The sequence below is a fragment of the Nitriliruptor alkaliphilus DSM 45188 genome (genome assembly GCF_000969705.1).
Taxonomy (GTDB): Bacteria; Actinomycetota; Nitriliruptoria; order Nitriliruptorales; family Nitriliruptoraceae; genus Nitriliruptor; species Nitriliruptor alkaliphilus.
Map to the genome: position 1 here is coordinate 704,908 of NZ_KQ033901.1, position 19,356 is coordinate 724,263.

Here is a 19,356-nt window from a genome sequence, read left to right on the forward strand (position 1 = left end):
ACGGCGAAGGGCCGCCCCGTGGGGCGGCCCTCCGCTGCGCGCTCGTCGACACCGGGTGTCACTGTGCGCGCTTGACTCGGGGGTCGAGCTTGTCGTAGCGGTCGAGGTACTCCTCGCGCTCGGACTCGAGGCGCGCGACGAGCGCCTCGTACTCGTCGGTGCGCCCCTGACGTTCGTAGAGCTTGCGCGGCTGGAGCAGCTCCTCGTCGTCGAAGTCGGGGATGGACGCGGCGACCTGGTAGCCGAAGTCGGGGTCCTCCACCCACTCGATGGTGCCGTCCACGATGCCGGCCTGGACCGCAGCCGAGTGGGGGATCTTGACCTTCTTGGAGCCCTCCTGGTCCTCCCCACCACCGACCCGACCGGTGGACAGCAGGTAGACCTCGAGCTCGCTGGTCTCGAGCAGCTCGAGCAGGCGGTTGGCCTGCGAGGCGTCGTTCTCGAACCAGAACGGGTTGGTGCCCGGCACGCGCAGGCTCTTGCCCGCCTCGGCGGCACCACCGGCCGAGGTGCCCTTGGTCTCACCGAGCATGAAGTAGTAGGCGGCCTGCTCGGGCTTGAGCTTGGCGACCGCCGGGATGATCGTCTCGTTGCGGTTGAGGATGAACAGGTAGCGAGCCTTGGGCAGGTCGCTCGGGTCACGGTGGCGGATGTCCTCGAGCCCGAACGTGCACCGGCCGTTGGCGGTGTAGTTGGTGTCGAAGAAGTCGACCTTGCCGTTCTCGTCGACCGACACGCTCTCGAGCCACGCCTCGGGAGAGGTCGCCCCGCCGTGGATGGTCGGCTCGTCGTCGGGATCGAGCCCGAAGGTCTTGGCGAAGCAACCGGCTTCGGTGGTGTAGACCTTGCCCTCCGGCATGAGGGCGATGAAGTCGTCCTGGACCGGCAGCGAGCCCTTGACGTTGCGGAACGTGGTCGTGGTCTTGCCGGTGCCCGACAAGCCGATGATGAGGGCCAGCTGCTCCTGCCCGTCGGGGGTCTGGTCCGCCGGGAAGGTCTTGGCGCCGGAGTGCATGGCCAGACCGCCGCGGTCGTAGACCAGCTTGTTCCACATCCGCAGGCCCCCCATCTTCGACTCACCGAAGTAGTCGGAGCCGAAGACACGGGTGACGTAGTTGTCGAGGTCCACGGTGATCAGGCAGTCGTCGGGCTTGCCCGGCGCCGCCAGGTTCGGGGTGTAGATGACCGTGAACTCGGGCGTGTAGTCGTCGTCCCTGTCGAAGAAGAGCTGGTCCTGCATCGCGGGGACGTTGGCGTTCGCCTTCTCGATGTACAGCCGGCTGCCGGTGCGGAACCCCGCCTCGGGACCGATGTAGCCCTCGATCAGGATCATGTCCTGGTCGGCGATGTAGGCGTCCTGCTTCGCCGCCCACTCCGCCGCCTCGGCCCGCGAGATCGTGGGCTTGCCGTGATCCTCGTCGGACACGAAGAAGGTGGACTTGGCCAGCCGCGACTTGATCCGCGCCTTGTAGTTGACGTTGCCGAACTCGGTCTCGGCGATGCGATCCGAGGGCATGAGTTCGAGGGCCCACGCGCGCATCTCGGCCTGCGACGGGTTGGTGGCGACGGACCTCGCCTCCGGGAGCTCGAAGGGCATGCGTACCTCCAGGTGAGCCGCCAACGCGGCGCGATCCGCGAACCGGCGCCGTTGCCGACTCGTCTCCGCAGAACGGTAGCGCTCGTATCACGGCCGACCCCAACCGAGGAGGGCCGCCGGCGCCGTAGCCTGGCGTGGACGGGCTAGTCCAACCGGGGGGTGGCCGGTCGGCCCGAGACCACCCGGACGGGCCGTTCCCTCACGCACCGTGACCAGGCGATACTGGGCGTGACACCCGGGGCACCCCTCACCCGCGGGTCTGCGATCCGAGCCGTCAGCTCACGCACCCGTCCCGATCGACCCGCCCGATGCAGGAGTCGCGACATGACCGCACGGCCCACCCGCACCAGCCGCATCCGCCGCACGCTGGTGGTCGCCACGCTGGCCGCCGCGATGCTCGTCCCGACCGCCGCACAAGCCGCCCCCGAGGACTCGCCGAACCAGGGCAAGAAGGCCACCGCGGAGGAGCCGATCACCACCCAGGGCCTGTCGTGGCTCGGGCTCTCCTGGTTGTAGGCTGCACCGGGCGCCGGGCCATCGGCGCCCGGCCTTCCGCTCCTGGTCCTCGGGGGGTCTTCGCGCCGCCCCATGAGCGGCGGACCGCACCGCTGACCACGCGAGCCTGTCGGTGAACGCCCGTACCCAGCGCTACGTCACGACCCTGACGGTCGCGGCTGCCGTGAGCCTGGGAGCGGTCGTCTGGGTGCTCCCGGGGAGGCGGCCGAGCGCGATCGAAGCGCTGCTCCTGGTCGGAGGCATCGCCCTCGCCGAGCGGACCGAGGTCGCCTTCGACTGGGACCGTACGAGCGGAGGGTTCACGCTCGCCGACGTCCCCATCGTCGCCGGTCTGCTCCTGCTGCCCGCACCCCTCGTGGTCGCTGCCGTCGCCCCCGGCGTGGCGCTCGCGCACCTGCGACCCGGGGCCGTGACCATCAAGGTCGTCTACAACGCCGCCATCGCCACGCTCGGGGCGGCGCTGGCGGCGTTCACGCTGCACGTGCTGCCCTCGATCCCCCCGCTGGTCGGCGAGCGCAGCGTGCCGGCCGCGGTCGTCGGCATGCTCGCCTACGGCGTCGCGGCGGGGCTCGGGTTCGCCGGGCTGCTCGCCCGCCTCCAGGGTCGTGACACCGCCCGATCGCTGCGCGCCCAGCTGCCGATGCTGGCCGCGTCGACGCTCGGGAGCACCGCGGTCGGGGTCGTCCTCGCCGGTCTCTGGGCCCTGCAGCCGTCGCTGGTCCCCTTCGTGCTCGCGCCGGCTGCAGCCGTGCACCTCGCCCAGCGTGCCTCCATCCGCGCGGCGACCTCGCTGGCCAGCCAACGCACGGAGCACGCACGCCTGGTCCGCGTCGTCGACGGGGCCAGCGACGGGATCATCCTGCTCGACGCCGAGGGGCTCGTGCAGGTCTGGAACCCCGCGATGAGCCGCATGACCGGCCGACCCTCGTCCCGCGCGGTCGGACGTCCGGTCTCCCGGGTGCTGACCGACGACGTCCGCGAGGGACCGGCACCAGTGACCGGACGCTGGACCCTCGCCGAGGCGCGCCCGAGCGCCCCGGTGATCGAACAGGAGGCGCGGCTCACCGACCCGGACGGCGTGCGACGCGACGTGCGAGAGAGCCACGGGTTCACCTTCGACGACCGGGGACGCTGCACGGGCGTGGTCGTGGTCGTGCGCGACGTCTCCCGCCAGCGCGAGCTCGAACGCCTGCGGTCGGACTTCGTCGCGCGCGTCTCCCACGAGCTGCGCACGCCGCTGACCCCCATCCGAGGGTTCGCGTCCGTGCTCCTGCGCCGGTGGGAGCTGCTCGACGCCTCGCAGCGCGACGAGGCCCTGACCCGCATCGTCGAGCGCACCGACCACCTCCACGGCCTGGTCGAGGATCTGCTCCTGGTGACCCGGCTCGACCAGGACGACGTCGAGGAACTGGTGCACGCCGGCCCCGCCGACCTCGCCGCCCTCACCCGAGTCGCCGTCGACGGGCTGCTGGTCGACCACCCGGGCCGCACCGTCACGATCGCGATCGCCGACCACGTCCCCCTCGCCCACGCGGATGCCGACCGGGCGCGCCAGATCCTCGACGCCGTGCTGGACAACGCCGCGCGGTACACCGATCCCGACACCCCGATCGAGGTGGAGGTCGACGGCGCCGGCGACGACGTCAGGGTCAGGATCGTCGACCACGGACCAGGTATCCCACCAGCCGAGCGCGAGGCCGTGTTCGAGCGCTTCCACCGGCTCGAAGACCCCCTGACGATGCGGACGAGCGGTGTCGGCGTCGGCCTCTTCCTGGGTCGACGGCTCGCCGAAGCCATGCACGGGTCGCTGGAGCTCGAAGCCACCCCACCAGGTGACGGTGCAGCCTTCGTGCTCCGCCTCCCCGCGACCCTGACACCTGGCGACGGGACCGCGTCGAGGTCCGACGGCGATACCGCGCCTACATCGCCCCAGACTGCGATCACCGACACCACGTCACGGACCTGAGCGTCGGGCCGCTAAGGTCGCGTCCGCACCAGGAACGAACAACGCCTTTGTCGGTCGTTGGTGCGGTCCCATTGTCAGCTCACCGTGCGTGGTCCGGGGCACGACACCCGCTCCGGAGCGACGGTCGTCGAGGAGGTACACCCGTGGCGAAGGCCGAGAAGCGTTTCCAGATGAGCGACGAGCACAAGGCGGCGCTGGCGGAGGGTCGGGCACAGGGTCGCGCGGTCCGCGACTACCTCGCCGCCCTCGAGACCGAGCGCAAGCCCGGGCGCAAGCTCGACAAGGGAGCGATCGAGGGACGTATCGCCGACGTCCAATCGAGCATCAACGCCGAGCCCGACCCGGCCAAGCGCGTCGAGTTGATCCAGAAGCGGCTCGACCTGGAGGCCAAGCTGGTCGACCTGCAGGACGACGTCGACCTCGACGCGCTCGAGGAGGGATTCGTCCAGGCGGCTGGCCCGTACTCGGAACGCAAGGGCATCTCCTACACCGCCTGGCGCGAGGCCGGCGTCCCAGCGGCCGCGCTCAAGCGCGCCGGCGTGCCCCGAACCCGCCGCACGACCTGAGCCAGGACCCGCCGCCACGGTCGCGCCGCGAGGCCGCGGCCCCCTGGTCGCGCCGCGAGGCCGCGGCCCCCTGGTCGCGCCGCGAGGTCGCGGCCCCCTGGTCGCGCCGCGAGGTCGCGGCGACCGCCCTGCTCGTGGTCGTGGCAGCGCTCGTGCTCGGGCTGACGAGCAACCCCGGTCCGGCGCAGGTCAACGACACCCGCGCCGCGGCCTACGCGTCGTGGTCGCTCGGGACGCAGGGCAGCACGGCGCTCCCCGAGCCGTGGCCGGCGAGCCGCAACTACTGGGGCGTCGAGGCACCCGACGGGCGGGTCCACGTCAACCGCTTCCCCGGCGTCGCGTTCTGGGCCACGCCCACCTACGCCCTGGTCGACCGCGTCACGTCCGACACCGCGCCGGCGCACCCGTTCCTGATCGACCTGCGTCCGGCCGCCTGGACCGCGGCCGTGACGGTCGCGCTGGCCGGGCTCGTCGCCTACAGCCTCCTGCGCCAGGTGGTCGGCCGAGGGGTGGCCGGGATCGCGGCCGGGACGTTGGTGTTCGGGACCGGGCTGTGGTCGTTGGCCGCGGACGCCCTGTGGCCCCACGGTCCCTCGGCGCTGCTGCTGCTGGTGGCCCTGTGGGGGTGGCAGCGGGGCGCGCAGAACGGGGCCACCCCGGTCGCGGCCGCGGCGGTCGGTGTCGCGGCGTTCGGGGTGGTGCTGGTCCGGCCCCACCTGGTGGTCGTGCTGGTCGTGCTCGCGGGGTACATCGTCCGGCGTGAGCGTGAGCGTGACCGCTGGCCGATCGCCGCCACGTTGGTCGGTGGTGGAGCGGCCGGGCTGCTGGCACTCAGCGCGTACACCGCGGTCACGTTCGGCCGGTTCACGCCCACCGCCGGGTACGACGCCGGTGCTCACCTCGGGGGGCTCGCGGACCGATCCGTGGTCCGGACCGTGCTGGACCTCGGCCTCGCGATCGGCGGGCTGCCTCGCGGGCTGCTGCTGTTCACACCCGTGGCGGCGGTGGCCATCGTCGCGGTCGTGGTCGCCCTGGTGACCGACCGGCAGGAGCTGCCGGGGTGGACGGTCGCCTCGGCGGTGGCGGGACTGATCTACCTGGTGGTGCAGGTGCGGGCGGTCGGACCGTACGGAGGTCGCGACTTCTTCGGGCCGCGGACCTCGCTGGAGACGCTCGTCCTGGCGGCCCCCCTGCTCACGGTCGCGGCGTCACAGCTGGCAGCACGCAGCCGGGTCTACCTCGCGGTGCTGGCCGTCGCCGCCGTGGCGTCGGTCGCGATCAACGCGTACGGCGCGATCGCCCGCAGCATCTCGCCCGCCGAGGTCGAACGGTGGGAGCGGATCGCGGTGACCGTGGAGCGCGACTTCGGCCACCTCGACCTCGGCGACGTCGACCTGCGCGAACCAGCCGACGGGAACTGACGTTGGGCCGCCCTGTCGTGCACCGGTACGGCTCGGCCCACCTCCGGGCCGAGCCGTCCGGGTCACGCTCACCGCATGCGGATCGCCTGGTCCTCCAGCCAGCGCACGAACAGCGACGCCGCCTGCGCTCGGTTGATGTCCTCGCCCGGCCCGTAGGTGGTCGCCGAGGTGCCCTTGATGATGCCCGCACCGGCCAACCGTGTGATCGCCGGCGCGTGCGGACCCGACACGTCGTCGAACGGGTTCGCGTCCGGGTACCCGGCGAGGATCTCGGTCGAGGTCCGGTCGAGCAGCGACGCGAACTGCGCACGGGTCACCGACCCACCCGGGTCGAACGTGCTCGGCGAGGTGCCGTTGATGATCCCCGCGTCGGATGACATCACGACGTGGGCCGGCCGCTGGGCGGCCGCCTGCACGTAGCACGCCGTCAGTCGGCTTCCCGAGGTTCGGGTCCCTCCCCGGCGTCCCCTGCAGCCACGATCTGCATCACGCCCTTCCCGACGAGGGCACCCGTCATGAGCCACCCTGGCCAGAACGTCACGTCGACCAGCAGGCCCTGCACGAACCCACGATGGGTGTACGTCGTCGAGAACATGCTGGACCCACCCATCGTGGCCTGGATGATCCAGCAAACGATGAAGACCGCGATGCCCGCACCGATCAAGGTGGCGCTGGACACGTCGCTACGGGTGTTCGAACTGCCTGTGCTCATGACAGGATCCTCGTCTGCGAACTTCCACTGGATGAACTGCCGGATCGTCTCTTCGGTTCGGGCTATCGCTGGTGCCACCGGCGTGGCGTGGTGACACGACCGCCCCCCCGCGTTGACCAGGCATCCCGGTCGTTCACCGCGCCGTTCCCCGCCATGACCGCTCGACTAACCCACCGAGGTCACGAGGCTCACCATCCCCCCAGCGCCGACGAGCAAGCCCCACCATCGGATCTGGATCCAGAACACGTGGTGTCCCTGGCCGACGGCTATCCGTTGACCGTTGTTGTCGGTCACCCACTCGTCGTCGTGCTCGTGCAGCCGCTGCCCGAACATGAACAGGGTCACCCCAGCGAGGACCGCGAAGAAGCCCGTCACGCGCGGCGTGTCCCCGAACCGCGACCCCAGCCACAGGAAGCCACCGACCCCGAGGAACCCTGCGACGGCGCCCCACCGTCCGACCACGGCCACACATGCTCCCTCTCGTCGCGTTCGTGCTGGGCTGATCCGCCACGGCAGAGCTGCGGTCGAGGCTCGCGTCTCCGCAACCCTCGATCCATCGCGCGGTGCCGAGTGATGGACCGATCCTCGCGCGTACCGCGGGTGACCGCGCAGGGGCTAACCCCCAGGCACGACGCTGACGGGCGTGCCACCCCGTCAGCAGTGGCAGGTGCGGCAACTGCTCAGTGAGGTCATCACCACGCTCGGGCGCACCTCGGAGGTCGCGGAGCGTGGGAGGTCACGCTACGTCGGTGCCGAGCGGAACGGATCGTGGAGCCGCGGAGCGAGCCGACTCGCCTTCACACGGAAGTTCGATCCGTCCATGCCATCGAGCGCGGGTGCGAGCTCTCGCGCCACCTCGGTGAGATGGTTCTCCACGGTCTTCTCCGCACACCGCCTGATCTGGGCGATCTCGGCGTTCGTGTAGCCCTGGGCGACGAGGCAGAGGATCTCGTACTGGGTCGGCGTGAGGCCGTAGTCAGCGCCCATCGCCGCGAACGCGGCCGCCAACTGTTCGGTCATGCAGCTTCGACCCTGGACGACCAGTCGCAACATGCTCAGCAGTTGCTCGGCCTCCTTCAGCACGTAGGCGTTCATCCCCGCCGCCCACGCGGTCCGAAGCGCGGAACTGTTGAACGCGCGCGTGTGCACGAGGATCCCTGCGGAAGGCCACAGGTGACGGATCTCGATGACGCTGTCCGCACCGCTGGCATCCGGCAACTCGAGATCGGTGATCACGACGTCCGGCGTCTCACTGCGGGCGCGCATCTTGAGCGCGAGGTCACGTAGTGACACGAGGGAGGACGCCTCGCCCACGATCTCGAAGTCAGGAACCGCACTGACGACCCGCTCCACCGTGCCGAGCGCGCCGGGATAGTCATCGACGACCACGACGCTGTAGGGCTTCACGGCATCGCCGCCCCGACTCGTTCCGGCGGCAGCTTCACCGTGACGACGGATCCAGAACCGGTGAGGTCGGGGCCGATCGCGAACGAGCCGCCCACACCTTCGATACGCGCCCGCCCGTTCACGAGACCGTTGCCGTCCGACGCATCTGGACCGACGCCGACCCCGTCATCGCGGATACGCAGCACCACCCACCCCTCTTCTTCGCTGAGGCTCACCACACAGCGTGTCGCGGACGCGTGCTGCAGGACGTTGCTCAACGCGAGTTCGACCACCGCGACCGCCTCGAGAGCGACGAGGTCCGTGACCGGTGGGGTCGGCATCGGACTGAAGGTGATCTGCATCCCGGGGCAGGCCTGGTCCCACCGCAACACCAGCTCCTGCAACTCGACGGCGAAGGGCTGCCACCCGCTGGACTGACCCTCCAGCCAGGCACGGAGACGGCGGTACTCCGCGTTCGCGATATCGCCGACCGTCGCCGCGATCTCATCGTTCGAGCTCGCAGATCGAGCCGACTCGAGGATCGACGACAGACGTGAGAGCGTCAGGTCGTGGACGTCCCTGGCGGCCTGCTCCCGCATCCGGGACCTCACGAGCTCGTCGTTCATGCGCAGAAGCTCATCGAAGGCCCGTTCGAAGCGCCCGATGAACCAGAGCACGCTCACGAACACCGCGGCGGCCCATGCCGATCGCTGGCCGATGAGGCCCCAGGGCAGCTCGGAAGCGGGGAACCCGTTGAGCAACGCCATGGCCGCCAGGAGGAGCGGCGAGGCCATGATCAGCACGGCGCCGGCTCTGCGAGCGCGCCACCCGGCGAGCCAGAAGATCGCCGTGTGTGGGATCATCATGAAGAACGCGTCGCCACCGGACGTGAACAGATGACGAGGTGAACTCACGAGCATCGCCACTGCGAGCACGGTGAGCAGGAGCGCTACCTCGGTGGGCAACCAGAGCCGGAACCGTCGCAGATCGGTAGCCCCGGCCCGTCGAGGACGCAGCACGAACGCCAGGTTCGCGCCCGCGTACCCCCAGCCGACCACGAGCAGCAACGGCACGTACCGGCCCTGCCAGTCGCCCTGCCAGAGGGTCAGCAGGACAGCGACCGCGCGGATACCCGCGACCGTGTCCGCGATCCGTCGTACCGGCAGGTCGAACTCAGCCTCTGACGGCGGCCCCAGCGGCCGATGGACCTTCCGCAACCCCACGCCTCGTGCCCCGACATCGCCCCGAGATGAAGGCTGCGGAGACTAGGAGGTCCTCCATCTCGTGGCCGGTGGTCGACGAAGCGTCGGTACGAGGTGAGCGCAGGGCGTGCGACGGCGAGCGGACGTCACGTAGCCGGTTCTCCAGCCGACCCCGACCCACGATCGCGCCCTCAGCGGGCTCCTTGCGATGGCGACGGCCTGCCTCACGTGGACCGGGATGCGGTGACGGGCGCCGGCGACCCGTGTCAGTCCACCCGGACGATCTCGACGGCGCCGTCGGGGTAGGGCCCGAAGCTGCGCTCGGGTGCAGCACCGCGGTCGCCGTAGTGGGTCGCCAGGAAGCCGTCGGCGATCACCTGGTCGAAGCCGTCGCAGTCGGTCGCCACGCCCCAGGCTCGGAGGGCCACCGCGGACCCCGAGCTGATGCTGCCCGGCTCGGCCGGTGCGACCAGGACGCCGACCCCGGCGCCGTCCAACGCTCCCAGGAAGCCACCGAGGTTGCGTTCGACCGTCCACGCCTCGAGCGCCGCGACCTCGTCACCTCCGAGCAGATCGGGGTCGTAGACGACCAGGATCGCGCCGTGCTCGAGGTTGTGGACGGCGGCCCGCTCGTCGATGGGGCCCGGGTAGGCCTCAGGCCGCACCGGCAGCACCTGGGCGAGGTGACGGCCGGAGTGGGGTGGCCGCAGGTCGTACAGCTCGTCGGCCGTCTCGGCCGCCGTGTCGTCCAGGTGGGTGCGGTCCTCGAGCGGTTCGGCACCGTCAGCCCCGACGAGCTCGGTGCAGGTGTCCGCGAGCCGGCGCCCGAGGTCATCGACGTCGACGACCACCGCGAGCTCGACGGCGTCGGCACCGAGCTCACCACGCCCGTCGTCCCACCCCGCAGCCCACCGGTCACCGGTCAGCTCGAGCGCGGAACCCGCCGCGACGCCCAGGCGGTAGGCCCCCGTGGCGGCGACCGCCAGCAACGCGAGGCCGAGCAGGATCCCGAGCACGAGCGCGACGACGAGGCCGCCCGATCGCGACCTCAGCTCGTCCACGTCCCCGCCCTCGTCGTCGAGCGGCAGACGCTACCGGGCGCCGGTGGTCAGATGCTCAGCGCGGGGATCTTGACGTCGTCGAGGTCACCGACGGCCTTGCGAGCACGGAGGGCGCAGGCGTCGAAGGCCTGGATGAACCGCTCCGCGTCGCGCCGGTAGGCCTCCAGCTGCGTCGGGTCCTCGCTGATGCGCTGGACGACCTCGAACTGCTGGTAGAGGTCGGAGGCGAACAGGCGACGTCGGCGCTCCACGGCGCCGCGGACCGAGTCCACGGCTTCGGCGACCTGGCGGTCCACGTCCCGCAGCAGCTCGGCCGCGATCTCGTCGAGCCGATCGATGATGGCCGAGCGGGCCTTGGTGAGGTTGCGTTGGCCGGCCACGACGCTGGAGAGCCTCCACCCGACGAGGGCGCCACCGAGGAGCCCGATCGGGCCGAGCAGGGTGGCCCCGGCGACCGCGAGGGCCCCGCCGCCGCCGGCGAGGCCGCCCACCAACGCGGAGGTCCGGGAGGCCGACTTCGTGCGCGCCTGGGCGCGCTGGAGGGCCTGGACCTGGTCCGGGGTGGTGAGCAGGGCGTTGGACGACAGGCGGACCTGGGGCATGTTCGGTGCCAGATCGGTCATGACGGCCTGGAACCGCTCCTGCAGCTGGAGCTCGAGCGCGGCGACGAGGTGCTCGAAGCCCTCCGCGAACTGGCGTGAGGCCAGCTCGCCGGCGACCTCCAGCTGGCGACGGAACCGCGACGCGAACGCCTCGAGCTCGTCGGCCGATCCGAGCTCGGCGAGATCCTTCTTGGCGCGAGTGAAGGGCTGGAGCACCAGCCCCCGGATGCGCATCTTGAGCGGTGCGACCTCGGTCAGCGACAGCGAGACGGCGTCGTTGAAGCGGCGCTCGAGGTCGAAGATGTTGGCGTCGAGCTGGCGGCGGAAGCCCTCGAGCTGCTGCGGGTCGTTGAGCAGCTGTTGACGAACGCGCACCTCGGCCTTGGCCATCTCCGCGGTCTTCTCGATGCGGTCGGCGGCGTCGCGCAGGACCAGCTTGCCGGCGCCCTTCGACAGCTCGTTCTCGAGGTCGCGCAGCAGCTGATCGGCACCCGACCGCTTCCACAGGTCGATGTCGTCGGCCTGCCGGGCCTGCCAGGCCTCCAGGGCACAGACCGGGTACACGGTCACCGTGCCGCCGCGGCCCGCCTTCCGGGAGGCATCGACGATGCGCTGCCCGACGTACTCGAGGACGGCCTCACGGGTCTCGGTGTCGTGGAAGTGCTGGGGGTACATGTTGCAGACCAGGAAGGTCTTCTTCAGGTCGCGTGCCACGACCTGCTCGAGGAACTGCAGCTCGGTCGCGCCCACGCTCGGAGGCGACAGGAACAGCACGACCCCGGCGTCGACGACGTCGAGCTCCTGGAGGGTGCGCTCGGTGTAGACCTCGTCGGCCTCGGCGTCGTCCAGCCCCGGCGTGTCGATCAGGCGGGTGCCGTTGCGCAGGAACCCGACCGGGACCTGCTGCTCGACGAAGGTCACGCCGAGCTGGTTGTTCGGGTTGGCCTTCTGGGAGGTGAAGGCGTGGACGTCCTCGACGGCGACGTGCTTGATGGTGCCGTCGGCGAAGTGCACGACCGCCTCCGGGTCGTCGCCGTAGGAGACGTAGACCGGGACCGCCGTCTCCGGCGTGACGTGCATCGAGGAGACCTCGCGACCGATGAGGCCGTTGAGCAGGGTCGACTTGCCGCGCTTGATGAGCCCGAAGATGCCGACGGTGAACTCCGTGGCAGCCAGGTCACCCCGTACGAGGTTCAGCTCGGAGGCGATCAGCGAATCGGATGCCTCGGCCCCCTCCACCTCGAGGGCGCGGCGTTCCTGGAACCTGGCCCACACCTCCTCGACGTGGGCGAGCGCGCTGATCAGAGCGGTGCGTTCGACATCGAAGCTGTCGAGGAACTCGGCCACGGCGGTGTCACCTTCCCGTTGCCCGGCGGCGGGCCACCCCTGAAGCGTCGACCACCCGAGGGGGTGGCTTGAGCGGCCGTTCGGCCGTTCCCCGCGACCACGGTCGCGTCGACCCGCCGGCCGGGCGGTCGCGTCCCGCCCGGCCGGTGCACACCTCAGCCCGTCAGGCGCGCGCCGTCACCCTCGAGGCGGACCACGCCCTCACGCTCGAGGGCGTGGAGCGTCGCGCGCGTCGACGCCTCGGCGGCGGGCCACAGCATCCGATCGACGTCGGCGTAGATGGTGGCCACCAGCGCCGCTGGCGTCATGGGCCCCGCGGCGAGCGCGGCCACCACCTGGGCCCGACGGTACGCGCGGTGCTCCTCGTAGAACCGGAGGACGGCGCCCGGGTCCTCGGCGAGCGACGGGCCGTGTCCGGGGTGCAGGACGTCCGCACCGAGGTCGAGGGTGCGGCGCAGCGACGCCAGGTAGGCGGTCAGGTCGCCGTCCGGGTGGGCGACCACGGATGTCCCACGGCCGAGGACGTGGTCCCCGGTCAGCAGCGCGCCGTCACCGAGGCGGTAGGCGACGTGGTCGTGGCAGTGGCCAGGCGTGGCGACCACCTCGACCTCCAGACCGGGCACGTCGAGGCGGTCGCCGTCGTCGAGGACCCGCCCCGAGGGGCCGGCGTCCTCCGGGCGGGGTGCGTGGACCGGGCAGTCGAAGACCCCGCCCCACGTGTGGGCCGCCTCGGTGTGGTCGATGTGGTGGTGGGTGACCGCGATCGCCACGACCTCGGCGTCCCGGTCCGCGACCACGCCACAGACGCGTTCGAGGTGCTCGGCGGAGTCCGGACCCGGGTCGATGATGACCACAGCGCCCGTACCGGGACCGCCGAGCACGTAGGTGTTGGTGCCGTCCAGCGTCATGTGGGACGGGTTCGGGGCCACGATCCGGGTCACCAGCGGCGACAACTCCTCGGTCCGAGGCATCTCACCGAACGGCGGGAGGTCCCACGTCAGACGCGGGTCGAGCGGGGCGCGGGGCTCATCCACGGGAGCGACGGTAGTCGTGGCCCGGGCGGTCGGCTCGGCGGGGCAGCTCGGCTCGTGACGCTCTGGTCGCGCGGGAACGCGAGGAGCGGCGGCCCGGTGACCGGACCGCCGCTCGCCCTCTCCCGCTCCATGGTGCTCTGTGGTGCTGTGCTCCCGCTCCCGGATCGGCTCCCGCACCGCCCTGGAAGTGGAGAGATGGTAACGCCGTGCAGTGACCGACGGAAGGGGCCACCGGGCAACGTGCCCGAACCCGCACGGATCCGTCCGCCCGGCGCACCGGCTCAGAACGGCTCGGGGTCGCCACCACGGGGGTGCTGGACGAGCGGGACGCCGTCGATCATCTCCACGGTCGGCAGGGTGCGGGCGGTGTCGACCTGTCCGGCGAGGGCGGCGGCCACGGCGTCCTCCGCCGATCCGTGGGCCTCCAGCTGCCGCAGGTTCCAGCGGGTGGGGAAGATGATCGTGACCTCGTCGGAGGCCGCCGCCGTCAGCGCGGCCGTCGGGGTCATCCACCGGGTGCTGGCGGTCTCGACCGTGTCGTGGGCGGCGACGTCGCGTTGCAGCGTCGGGACGGTGGCGACGAAGAACCGCGTGTCGTAGCGACGGTGCTGGCCCTCGGGGGTCACCCACCACGACCAGAACCCGAGCGCGCCGAGCTCGAGCACCAGGTCCTCGGCCGCGAGCCAATCGTGGAACGCCTCGACCGGGCCGTGGTCGATCAGCGCCGATCGCGCGGCGACGAACGAGGGCGACCCGAGGTCATCGGCGGTGAGCGGGGTGCCGTCGGCGCGGCTGGCGAGCAGCACCCCCGCCTCCTCGTAGGTCTCCCGGATCGCCGCGGCCCGACAGCCCACCGCGTCGTCCGGCTCGTCGAGCCCGAGCGCGTCGGCGTCCACCACCGGGTCCGGCCCGCGCCACCGTGCCCGCGGCAGCTGCGCGTCCTGCGGGTCGACCTTGCCGCCGGGAAAGACGAACGCACCCCCGGCGAAGTCGCTGCGCAGGACCCGTTCCAGCAGGAGCACCTCGAGGTCACCCTCGGAGCCGTCGCGCAGCAGCATCACGGTCGCGGCCGGTGTCGGCAGGTCGGTCCAGGCGTCCACCACGGCTGTCACCTCCTCGGTGCGTCGAGCGCCAGGCTACGGCTGGTGTGCGCTCCGCGAGCGAGCCGCCGTGCGGGCGTCGGCACCGACCCGCGGCCGGCGATGCTCCGCGAAGCGCTCGCACCGCGCCGCACGGTGCGCGGCGAGCGACGGTCCGCGTGCCCGTGCAACCACGGCCCGCTCCCGGACGTCTGCCCTCACGCGGGTGGGTGACGGGGTCGACGCGCGAGGGCCGGTGACGGGGTGGAGCGCACGTGAGGGGTTCGGACGACGACGACCGCCGTGGCTGGCACCGCGGAGCGGCCGCGCGCGCCGTCGCGGTGCTGCTCGCCGCGCTGATCGGGGCCGCGAGCGTCGCCGCAGGCGCCGCGGCCACGGAAGGCACGGCCGACGGGATCAGCCGCGACGACCTCGGCGCGGAGGTGGTCGTCGGGTACGGCCGCGGTCCCGACCGCGACCGCTGGTCCCCGGTCGAGGTCACCCTCACCCCGCGGGTGCCGATCGTCGGCACCCTCGCGCTCCGGGTGAACGGTGCGCTCGGTACGGGCCTGCGGACCGAGGCGGTCGAGGTGGCAGCCGGCGCCACCAAGGTGGTCCACCTGCTGGCACCGCCCGGCGAGGAGCTGTCGGTGCGGTTCACGCCGCAGGGCGGCACCGCGCTCCAGCTCAACACCGCCGGCCGATCGGGTGGCACCGACGTCCTGGTGGGCGGTCTCGGTGACCCACCGGCGCTGCCCGACACCCTGACCTCGCTCGGGTCGGACCGGGCGGTGCGGGCGGTGGCCGTGGACGCAGCGCTGTTGGACGCCGGACCGCGAGTGTTCGAGGCGCTCGACGCCGTGCTCCTGACCTCGGATGCGCTGGCCACCATGAGCGACGATCAGCGCCGCAGCCTCGAGGTCGCGGTGGCACAGGGCCTCGACCTCGTGGTCCCCGTCGGCGCCGGTGCGCGGGACCTGCCGCTGCGCTGGAGCCCCGTGGTCGACGTCACGCCCGACGGGGACGGGGTGAGCATCGCCCCCGCCCCGGGGACGTGGTCGGCGACGGGCGACGACCTCGGGACGGCGGGCGGCGACCGGACGGTGGTGGCGACCATCGCCGCCGGGGACGGCCGTGTCGTCGCCACCGCCGCGGCGCCGGGCGAGACCGGACTCGGATCGGACGCGCGCCTGTGGGCCTCGGTGCTGCAACCTCGCGCCGACTCGGGGCCCCCGTTCGCCGGTGTCGAGCACGGCGGTTTCTCGGCCGGACTCTTCGGCAACGACCTGTCGATCCCCGGTTCGGTCGGTTTCGCCCTGTTCGTCCTGGTGTTCGTCCTGGTCGTGGGGCCGGTCAACGCGCTGGCCCTCCGACGCTGGGGGCGGCGAGAGCTCGCCTGGGTGACGGTCCCGGCGATCACGGTCGCGTTCACCTTGGTGGCCGTGGGCAGCGCTGCGGCCCGGGCACCGACGACCTCGCCGGTGGTCCGCGCGAGCTGGTGGTTCGACGACGTCGGTGAGGAGCTGACCGCCATCGCCGTGCAGAGCGCGTCGCGAGGCACGACCACGGTCGACCTCCCGGCCGGGTTCGACGGGCTCGTGGCCGAACCGTGGAGCGGGCTGACCGGGTCCCTGGTCCGGACCCCCGACGCCACGCGGATCGGCGTCCCGCTCGAATCGCTCCAGACCGCGTCCGTCGTGGCGTGGGGTCCGGCGAAGACCGCGCCGCTGACGCTCGCGGCGACCTTCGCCGACGACCAGCTCGAGATCGAGGTCACCAGCCGGGCCGAGAGCACCCTCACCGACGTGGAGGTCCACATCGCGACACGGGTGCACAAGCTCGACGACGTGGCCGCCGGCGACACGGTCACCGCGACGATCGAGGACCTCCCGGCCACGCTGCCGCGCCCGCGCTGGGCGGACGGTCACGGGGCCATGATGGGCATGGACATCGGCCGAGCCCGCCAGCCCGGTCCCAGGGCCGGCGTGGCGCTGCTGCAGGGAGCGATCCTCGACGAGACGCCCGGCCCGGTCTGGGTGACGGCCGTGCTCGCCGACGACCCGGACGGCACGGTCCCCGGTGTGGCCGGATCCATCGAGGACCGTGGCACCGTCGTGGCCGTCGGGGTGACGCCCACCCGCACCAGCGGCGACACCTCGCCGTACGAGGTGCAGCGCCAGCCGCTGCGGACCGGCCCGACCGGCTGGCGCCCCGGCCCGCTGCTCATCGAGGGCGCCGACGAGCTCCTCGTCCGCTTCCGGCTGCCGGCCGACGCGGCGCCCGGGTCGCTGATCTCGACCCTCGACGCCGGTGGAGCGTTCGCCGGCGACGACGACGGGTTCGGCATGGGTATGGTCGACGATCCGTGGTCCGGCGGGTGCTGGGAGGTCACCGTCACCGGGCCGGACGGCGAGCCCGAAGAGCCGGAGGAACGCTGCGGGCCGGACGTCGCGTGCCCGATGGGTTCCGAGAGCTGCGGCGGTGACGACCGTCAGGTCGAGGCGTGCTGGCGCGACGGCCGGTGCCAGGTCGCCGTCAGGATCGGAGACGACACCGACGCCGACTTCCTCCCCGACGTCCCGGTCGAGCGGCGCGCCGGGGCCGGCCCCCTCGCCGGGGTGGAGGTCCTCGACCACTCCACGGGCTCCTTCGTGCCGGCCAGCGAGGCCTTCACCGATGGCACCGGCGATCCCGACCGGCTGGTCTCACCGCTCGGTGAGGTCCTGCTGCGCGTCCGGGGCGGGTGGCACGTCGACCTCGGCCAGCGCGGCATCGGCGTCGGGGGGACCACGTGACGCCCGACGCGATCCGGCCCCCCGAGGGACCCCCGGTGCAGCTCCCACCGCCACCCGCGGACGCGCGTCTCGCGCCGCCGCCACCCCCACCGACGGGCCCGCCCCCCGCGCTCCGCGCCCGTGGCCTGACCAAGCGCTACGGCGACCTGCGAGCGATCGATGCGCTGAACCTCGACGTGCCGGCCGGCGGCGTCTTCGGTCTGGTCGGGCCGAACGGCGCCGGCAAGACCACCACGATGCTGGCCGCCGTGACGCTGCTCGACCCGGACGAGGGCGAGCTGACCGTCCTCGGCCACGACCCACGGACCGCACCCCGCGAGGTCCGGGCCCGGGTGGGGTACGTCCCCGACGTGTTCGGGCTCTACGACGGCCTCAGCTGCGGTGAGTACCTCGACTTCTTCGCCAGCGCCTACGACGTCCCGCGTGACCAGCGGGCCGGTCAAGTCGCCGCCCTCCTCGAACTCGTCGAGCTGACCCACAAGCGCGACACCGACGTCTCGGGGTTGTCGCGCGGCATGCAGCAGCGGCTGTCGCTGGCCCGTGGCCTCGTGCACGATCCGCAGCTGCTGGTCGCCGACGAGCCGGCCTCGGGTCTCGACCCGCGGGCCCGGGTCGAGCTGCGCGGCATCCTGCGGACGTTGGCCGACGAGCACGGCGTGACGGTGCTGATCAGCTCCCACATCCTCGCCGAGCTCGACGAGCTCTGCGACCGGGTGGGCATCGTCGAGGCCGGCAAGGTCCTCGTCCAGGGCACGCCCGACGAGATCCACGCCGGCCTCCGGTCGGTCCACACGGTGACCGTGCGTGTCCTCGACGGCGAGGCGGGCCTCGCAGCGGCCGCCGACGTCGTCGCCCGCGGCGGTGGGGCGGTCCGCGTCGCGGACGGGCGTCTGTACTGCGAGGTGCCGGGCGGCGAGGAAGCGGCCGCCGCCCTGCTCGCGCACCTGATCGCGGCCGGCTGCCGCGTGTCCGACTTCCGCGAGGAGCGGGGCGGCCTCGAGTCGTTGTTCCTCAGCGTGACCGAGGGGGTGATCAGGTGAGCGACGTCGGACGGACCCGCCTGGCGGACCGATCGCTGAACCCGGTGCTGCGACGCGAGCTGCTGGAACGGTGGCGTGGCCGACGCGCGGTCCTGGTGATGACGCTCTACCTCGGCGTCCTCGGCGGGCTGCTCCTGCTGCTGCGGTGGATCGGCGGACGTGTCCTGGCCGAGCAGATGCAGTTCGGCTTCGGCGGCCCGGTCCTGTCGCCCGGTCCGATGCTCGGCCGGTTCCTGCTCGAGAACCTGCTGGCGCTGGTCCTCGGCCTGGTCCTGCTCGTGGCCCCCGGGTACGCCGCGGCGCAGCTGTCGGGCGAACGCGAACGCCGCACCCTCGGGCTGCTGCGCATCACCCTGGTGCGGCCACGCTCGATCGTGCTGGGCAAGCTCGGTGCGTCGTCCGCCTGGATCGTGCTGCTGGTGGTGGTCTCGGCGCCGCTCGCCGCGACCGCGTTCGCGCTCGGCGGGGCAACCCCGGGTGATCTGGTGCGCGGCCTGCTCGTCGTGCTGGTGACCGCCGTGTCGGTGGCCGCGGTCGCCCTCGGCGTCTCGTCCCGGGCACGCCGGACCACCGGCGCCGTCGTGACCACCTACGCGTTCGTCCTCCTCCTGGTGGTCGGCACGCTCATCGGTGCGTTCGCGCAGTTCGCGGCCAGCGGGTTCTCGATGGGCAGCGACCGGCCGGCCGCGCTGTACCTGAACCCCTTCTACGCCCTCGCGGACGCCACCAACGCCACCACCGGGTTCGGCGGGCAGCTGCCGTCGGTGCTGACCCCCTTCGCCGCGGCGCTGCCCGGCGACCGGTTCGGTGACCCGTTCGGCGAACCGGTCGACCGACCGATGATGGTCGAGGAGGCCGGCGTCGTCGGCATGGTCGAGGCGGATCTCCAGCCGCTGCCGGCCGGTCCCGAACGCCGCTCCGGTGACGCCGTCTGGCCGTGGACCCTGCTCTGGTACACGCTGCTGGCGGGCCTGAGCCTCACCCTCGCGTCGCGTTCCCTCGGGCCGCGCGACGGCGTCCGGGAGACCTGAG

The 19,356-nt window shown here is 72.3% G+C and carries 17 protein-coding genes; 7 read left to right on the forward strand and 10 right to left on the reverse strand.

Annotated elements, in window-relative coordinates:
* Window positions 1-58: 58 nt before the first annotated feature.
* Window positions 59-1,597, reverse strand: coding sequence for a phosphoenolpyruvate carboxykinase (locus NITAL_RS03315; protein ID WP_052664694.1), 1,539 nt, complete (start codon window positions 1,595-1,597; stop codon window positions 59-61).
* A 324-nt stretch (window positions 1,598-1,921) separates the two neighbouring features.
* On the opposite strand from NITAL_RS03315, the gene NITAL_RS03320 reads away from it, so the two are divergent.
* The 4 genes from NITAL_RS03320 (at window position 1,922) to NITAL_RS03335 (ending at window position 6,066) form a co-directional block, all read left to right on the forward strand.
* Entirely contained in the window at window positions 1,922-2,113 is a 192-nt protein-coding gene (locus tag NITAL_RS03320; RefSeq protein ID WP_052664695.1) for a hypothetical protein, read from the forward strand.
* A gap of 112 nt (window positions 2,114-2,225) precedes the next feature.
* A complete protein-coding gene (locus tag NITAL_RS03325; RefSeq protein WP_052664697.1) occupies window positions 2,226-4,079 on the forward strand; it encodes a sensor histidine kinase in 1,854 nt (617 codons plus the stop codon).
* Window positions 4,080-4,222: 143 nt separating this feature from the next.
* On the forward strand, window positions 4,223-4,645 hold the full coding sequence (locus tag NITAL_RS03330) for a hypothetical protein (protein WP_052664699.1): 423 nt from the start codon (window positions 4,223-4,225) through the stop codon (window positions 4,643-4,645).
* Window positions 4,646-4,785: 140 nt separating this feature from the next.
* Window positions 4,786-6,066, forward strand: coding sequence for a hypothetical protein (locus NITAL_RS03335; protein WP_157041587.1), 1,281 nt, complete (start codon window positions 4,786-4,788; stop codon window positions 6,064-6,066).
* Between the two features lie 68 nt (window positions 6,067-6,134).
* Here the strand turns inward: NITAL_RS03335 and NITAL_RS03340 are convergent, their stop codons facing one another.
* The 9 genes from NITAL_RS03340 to NITAL_RS03380 form a co-directional block, all read right to left on the reverse strand.
* The gene (locus NITAL_RS03340) at window positions 6,135-6,446 is read right to left on the reverse strand and encodes an S-layer homology domain-containing protein (RefSeq protein WP_157041588.1); all 312 of its coding nucleotides are present in this window, start codon (window positions 6,444-6,446) and stop codon (window positions 6,135-6,137) included.
* Between the two features lie 47 nt (window positions 6,447-6,493).
* Window positions 6,494-6,778 (reverse strand): hypothetical protein, encoded by a 285-nt coding sequence (locus tag NITAL_RS03345; RefSeq protein ID WP_052664704.1) that lies wholly within the window; start codon window positions 6,776-6,778, stop codon window positions 6,494-6,496.
* Between the two features lie 165 nt (window positions 6,779-6,943).
* Window positions 6,944-7,246: a hypothetical protein gene (locus NITAL_RS03350; RefSeq protein ID WP_052664706.1), complete on the reverse strand. Its 303-nt coding sequence runs from the start codon at window positions 7,244-7,246 to the stop codon at window positions 6,944-6,946.
* 273 nt (window positions 7,247-7,519) lie between these two features.
* Complete coding sequence (locus tag NITAL_RS03355) at window positions 7,520-8,185, reverse strand: response regulator (protein ID WP_052664708.1); 666 nt, start codon at window positions 8,183-8,185, stop codon at window positions 7,520-7,522.
* The gene (locus NITAL_RS03360) at window positions 8,182-9,381 is read right to left on the reverse strand and encodes a sensor histidine kinase (RefSeq protein ID WP_157041589.1); all 1,200 of its coding nucleotides are present in this window, start codon (window positions 9,379-9,381) and stop codon (window positions 8,182-8,184) included. Before NITAL_RS03360 ends, NITAL_RS03355 begins: the two co-directional genes overlap by 4 nt.
* Window positions 9,382-9,632: 251 nt before the next feature.
* Window positions 9,633-10,427, reverse strand: coding sequence for a DUF3105 domain-containing protein (locus NITAL_RS03365; RefSeq protein WP_052664712.1), 795 nt, complete (start codon window positions 10,425-10,427; stop codon window positions 9,633-9,635).
* A gap of 47 nt (window positions 10,428-10,474) precedes the next feature.
* The gene (locus NITAL_RS03370) at window positions 10,475-12,376 is read right to left on the reverse strand and encodes a dynamin family protein (protein ID WP_052664713.1); all 1,902 of its coding nucleotides are present in this window, start codon (window positions 12,374-12,376) and stop codon (window positions 10,475-10,477) included.
* Window positions 12,377-12,531: 155 nt separating this feature from the next.
* Window positions 12,532-13,410 (reverse strand): MBL fold metallo-hydrolase, encoded by an 879-nt coding sequence (locus tag NITAL_RS03375; protein WP_211262175.1) that lies wholly within the window; start codon window positions 13,408-13,410, stop codon window positions 12,532-12,534.
* 281 nt (window positions 13,411-13,691) lie between these two features.
* On the reverse strand, window positions 13,692-14,513 hold the full coding sequence (locus NITAL_RS03380) for an NUDIX hydrolase (protein ID WP_052664714.1): 822 nt from the start codon (window positions 14,511-14,513) through the stop codon (window positions 13,692-13,694).
* A 251-nt stretch (window positions 14,514-14,764) separates the two neighbouring features.
* On the opposite strand from NITAL_RS03380, the gene NITAL_RS03385 reads away from it, so the two are divergent.
* From NITAL_RS03385 to NITAL_RS03395, 3 genes are read left to right on the forward strand one after another with little or no spacing between them, the layout of a single operon-like run.
* Window positions 14,765-17,284: a hypothetical protein gene (locus NITAL_RS03385; RefSeq protein WP_052664716.1), complete on the forward strand. Its 2,520-nt coding sequence runs from the start codon at window positions 14,765-14,767 to the stop codon at window positions 17,282-17,284.
* Between the two features lie 35 nt (window positions 17,285-17,319).
* The gene (locus NITAL_RS03390) at window positions 17,320-18,324 is read left to right on the forward strand and encodes an ABC transporter ATP-binding protein (protein WP_083442074.1); all 1,005 of its coding nucleotides are present in this window, start codon (window positions 17,320-17,322) and stop codon (window positions 18,322-18,324) included.
* Window positions 18,321-19,355, forward strand: a complete 1,035-nt coding sequence (locus NITAL_RS03395) for an ABC transporter permease (protein ID WP_052664718.1) — start codon at window positions 18,321-18,323, stop codon at window positions 19,353-19,355. Before NITAL_RS03390 ends, NITAL_RS03395 begins: the two co-directional genes overlap by 4 nt.
* The last annotated feature ends 1 nt before the right edge of the window (window position 19,356 follow it).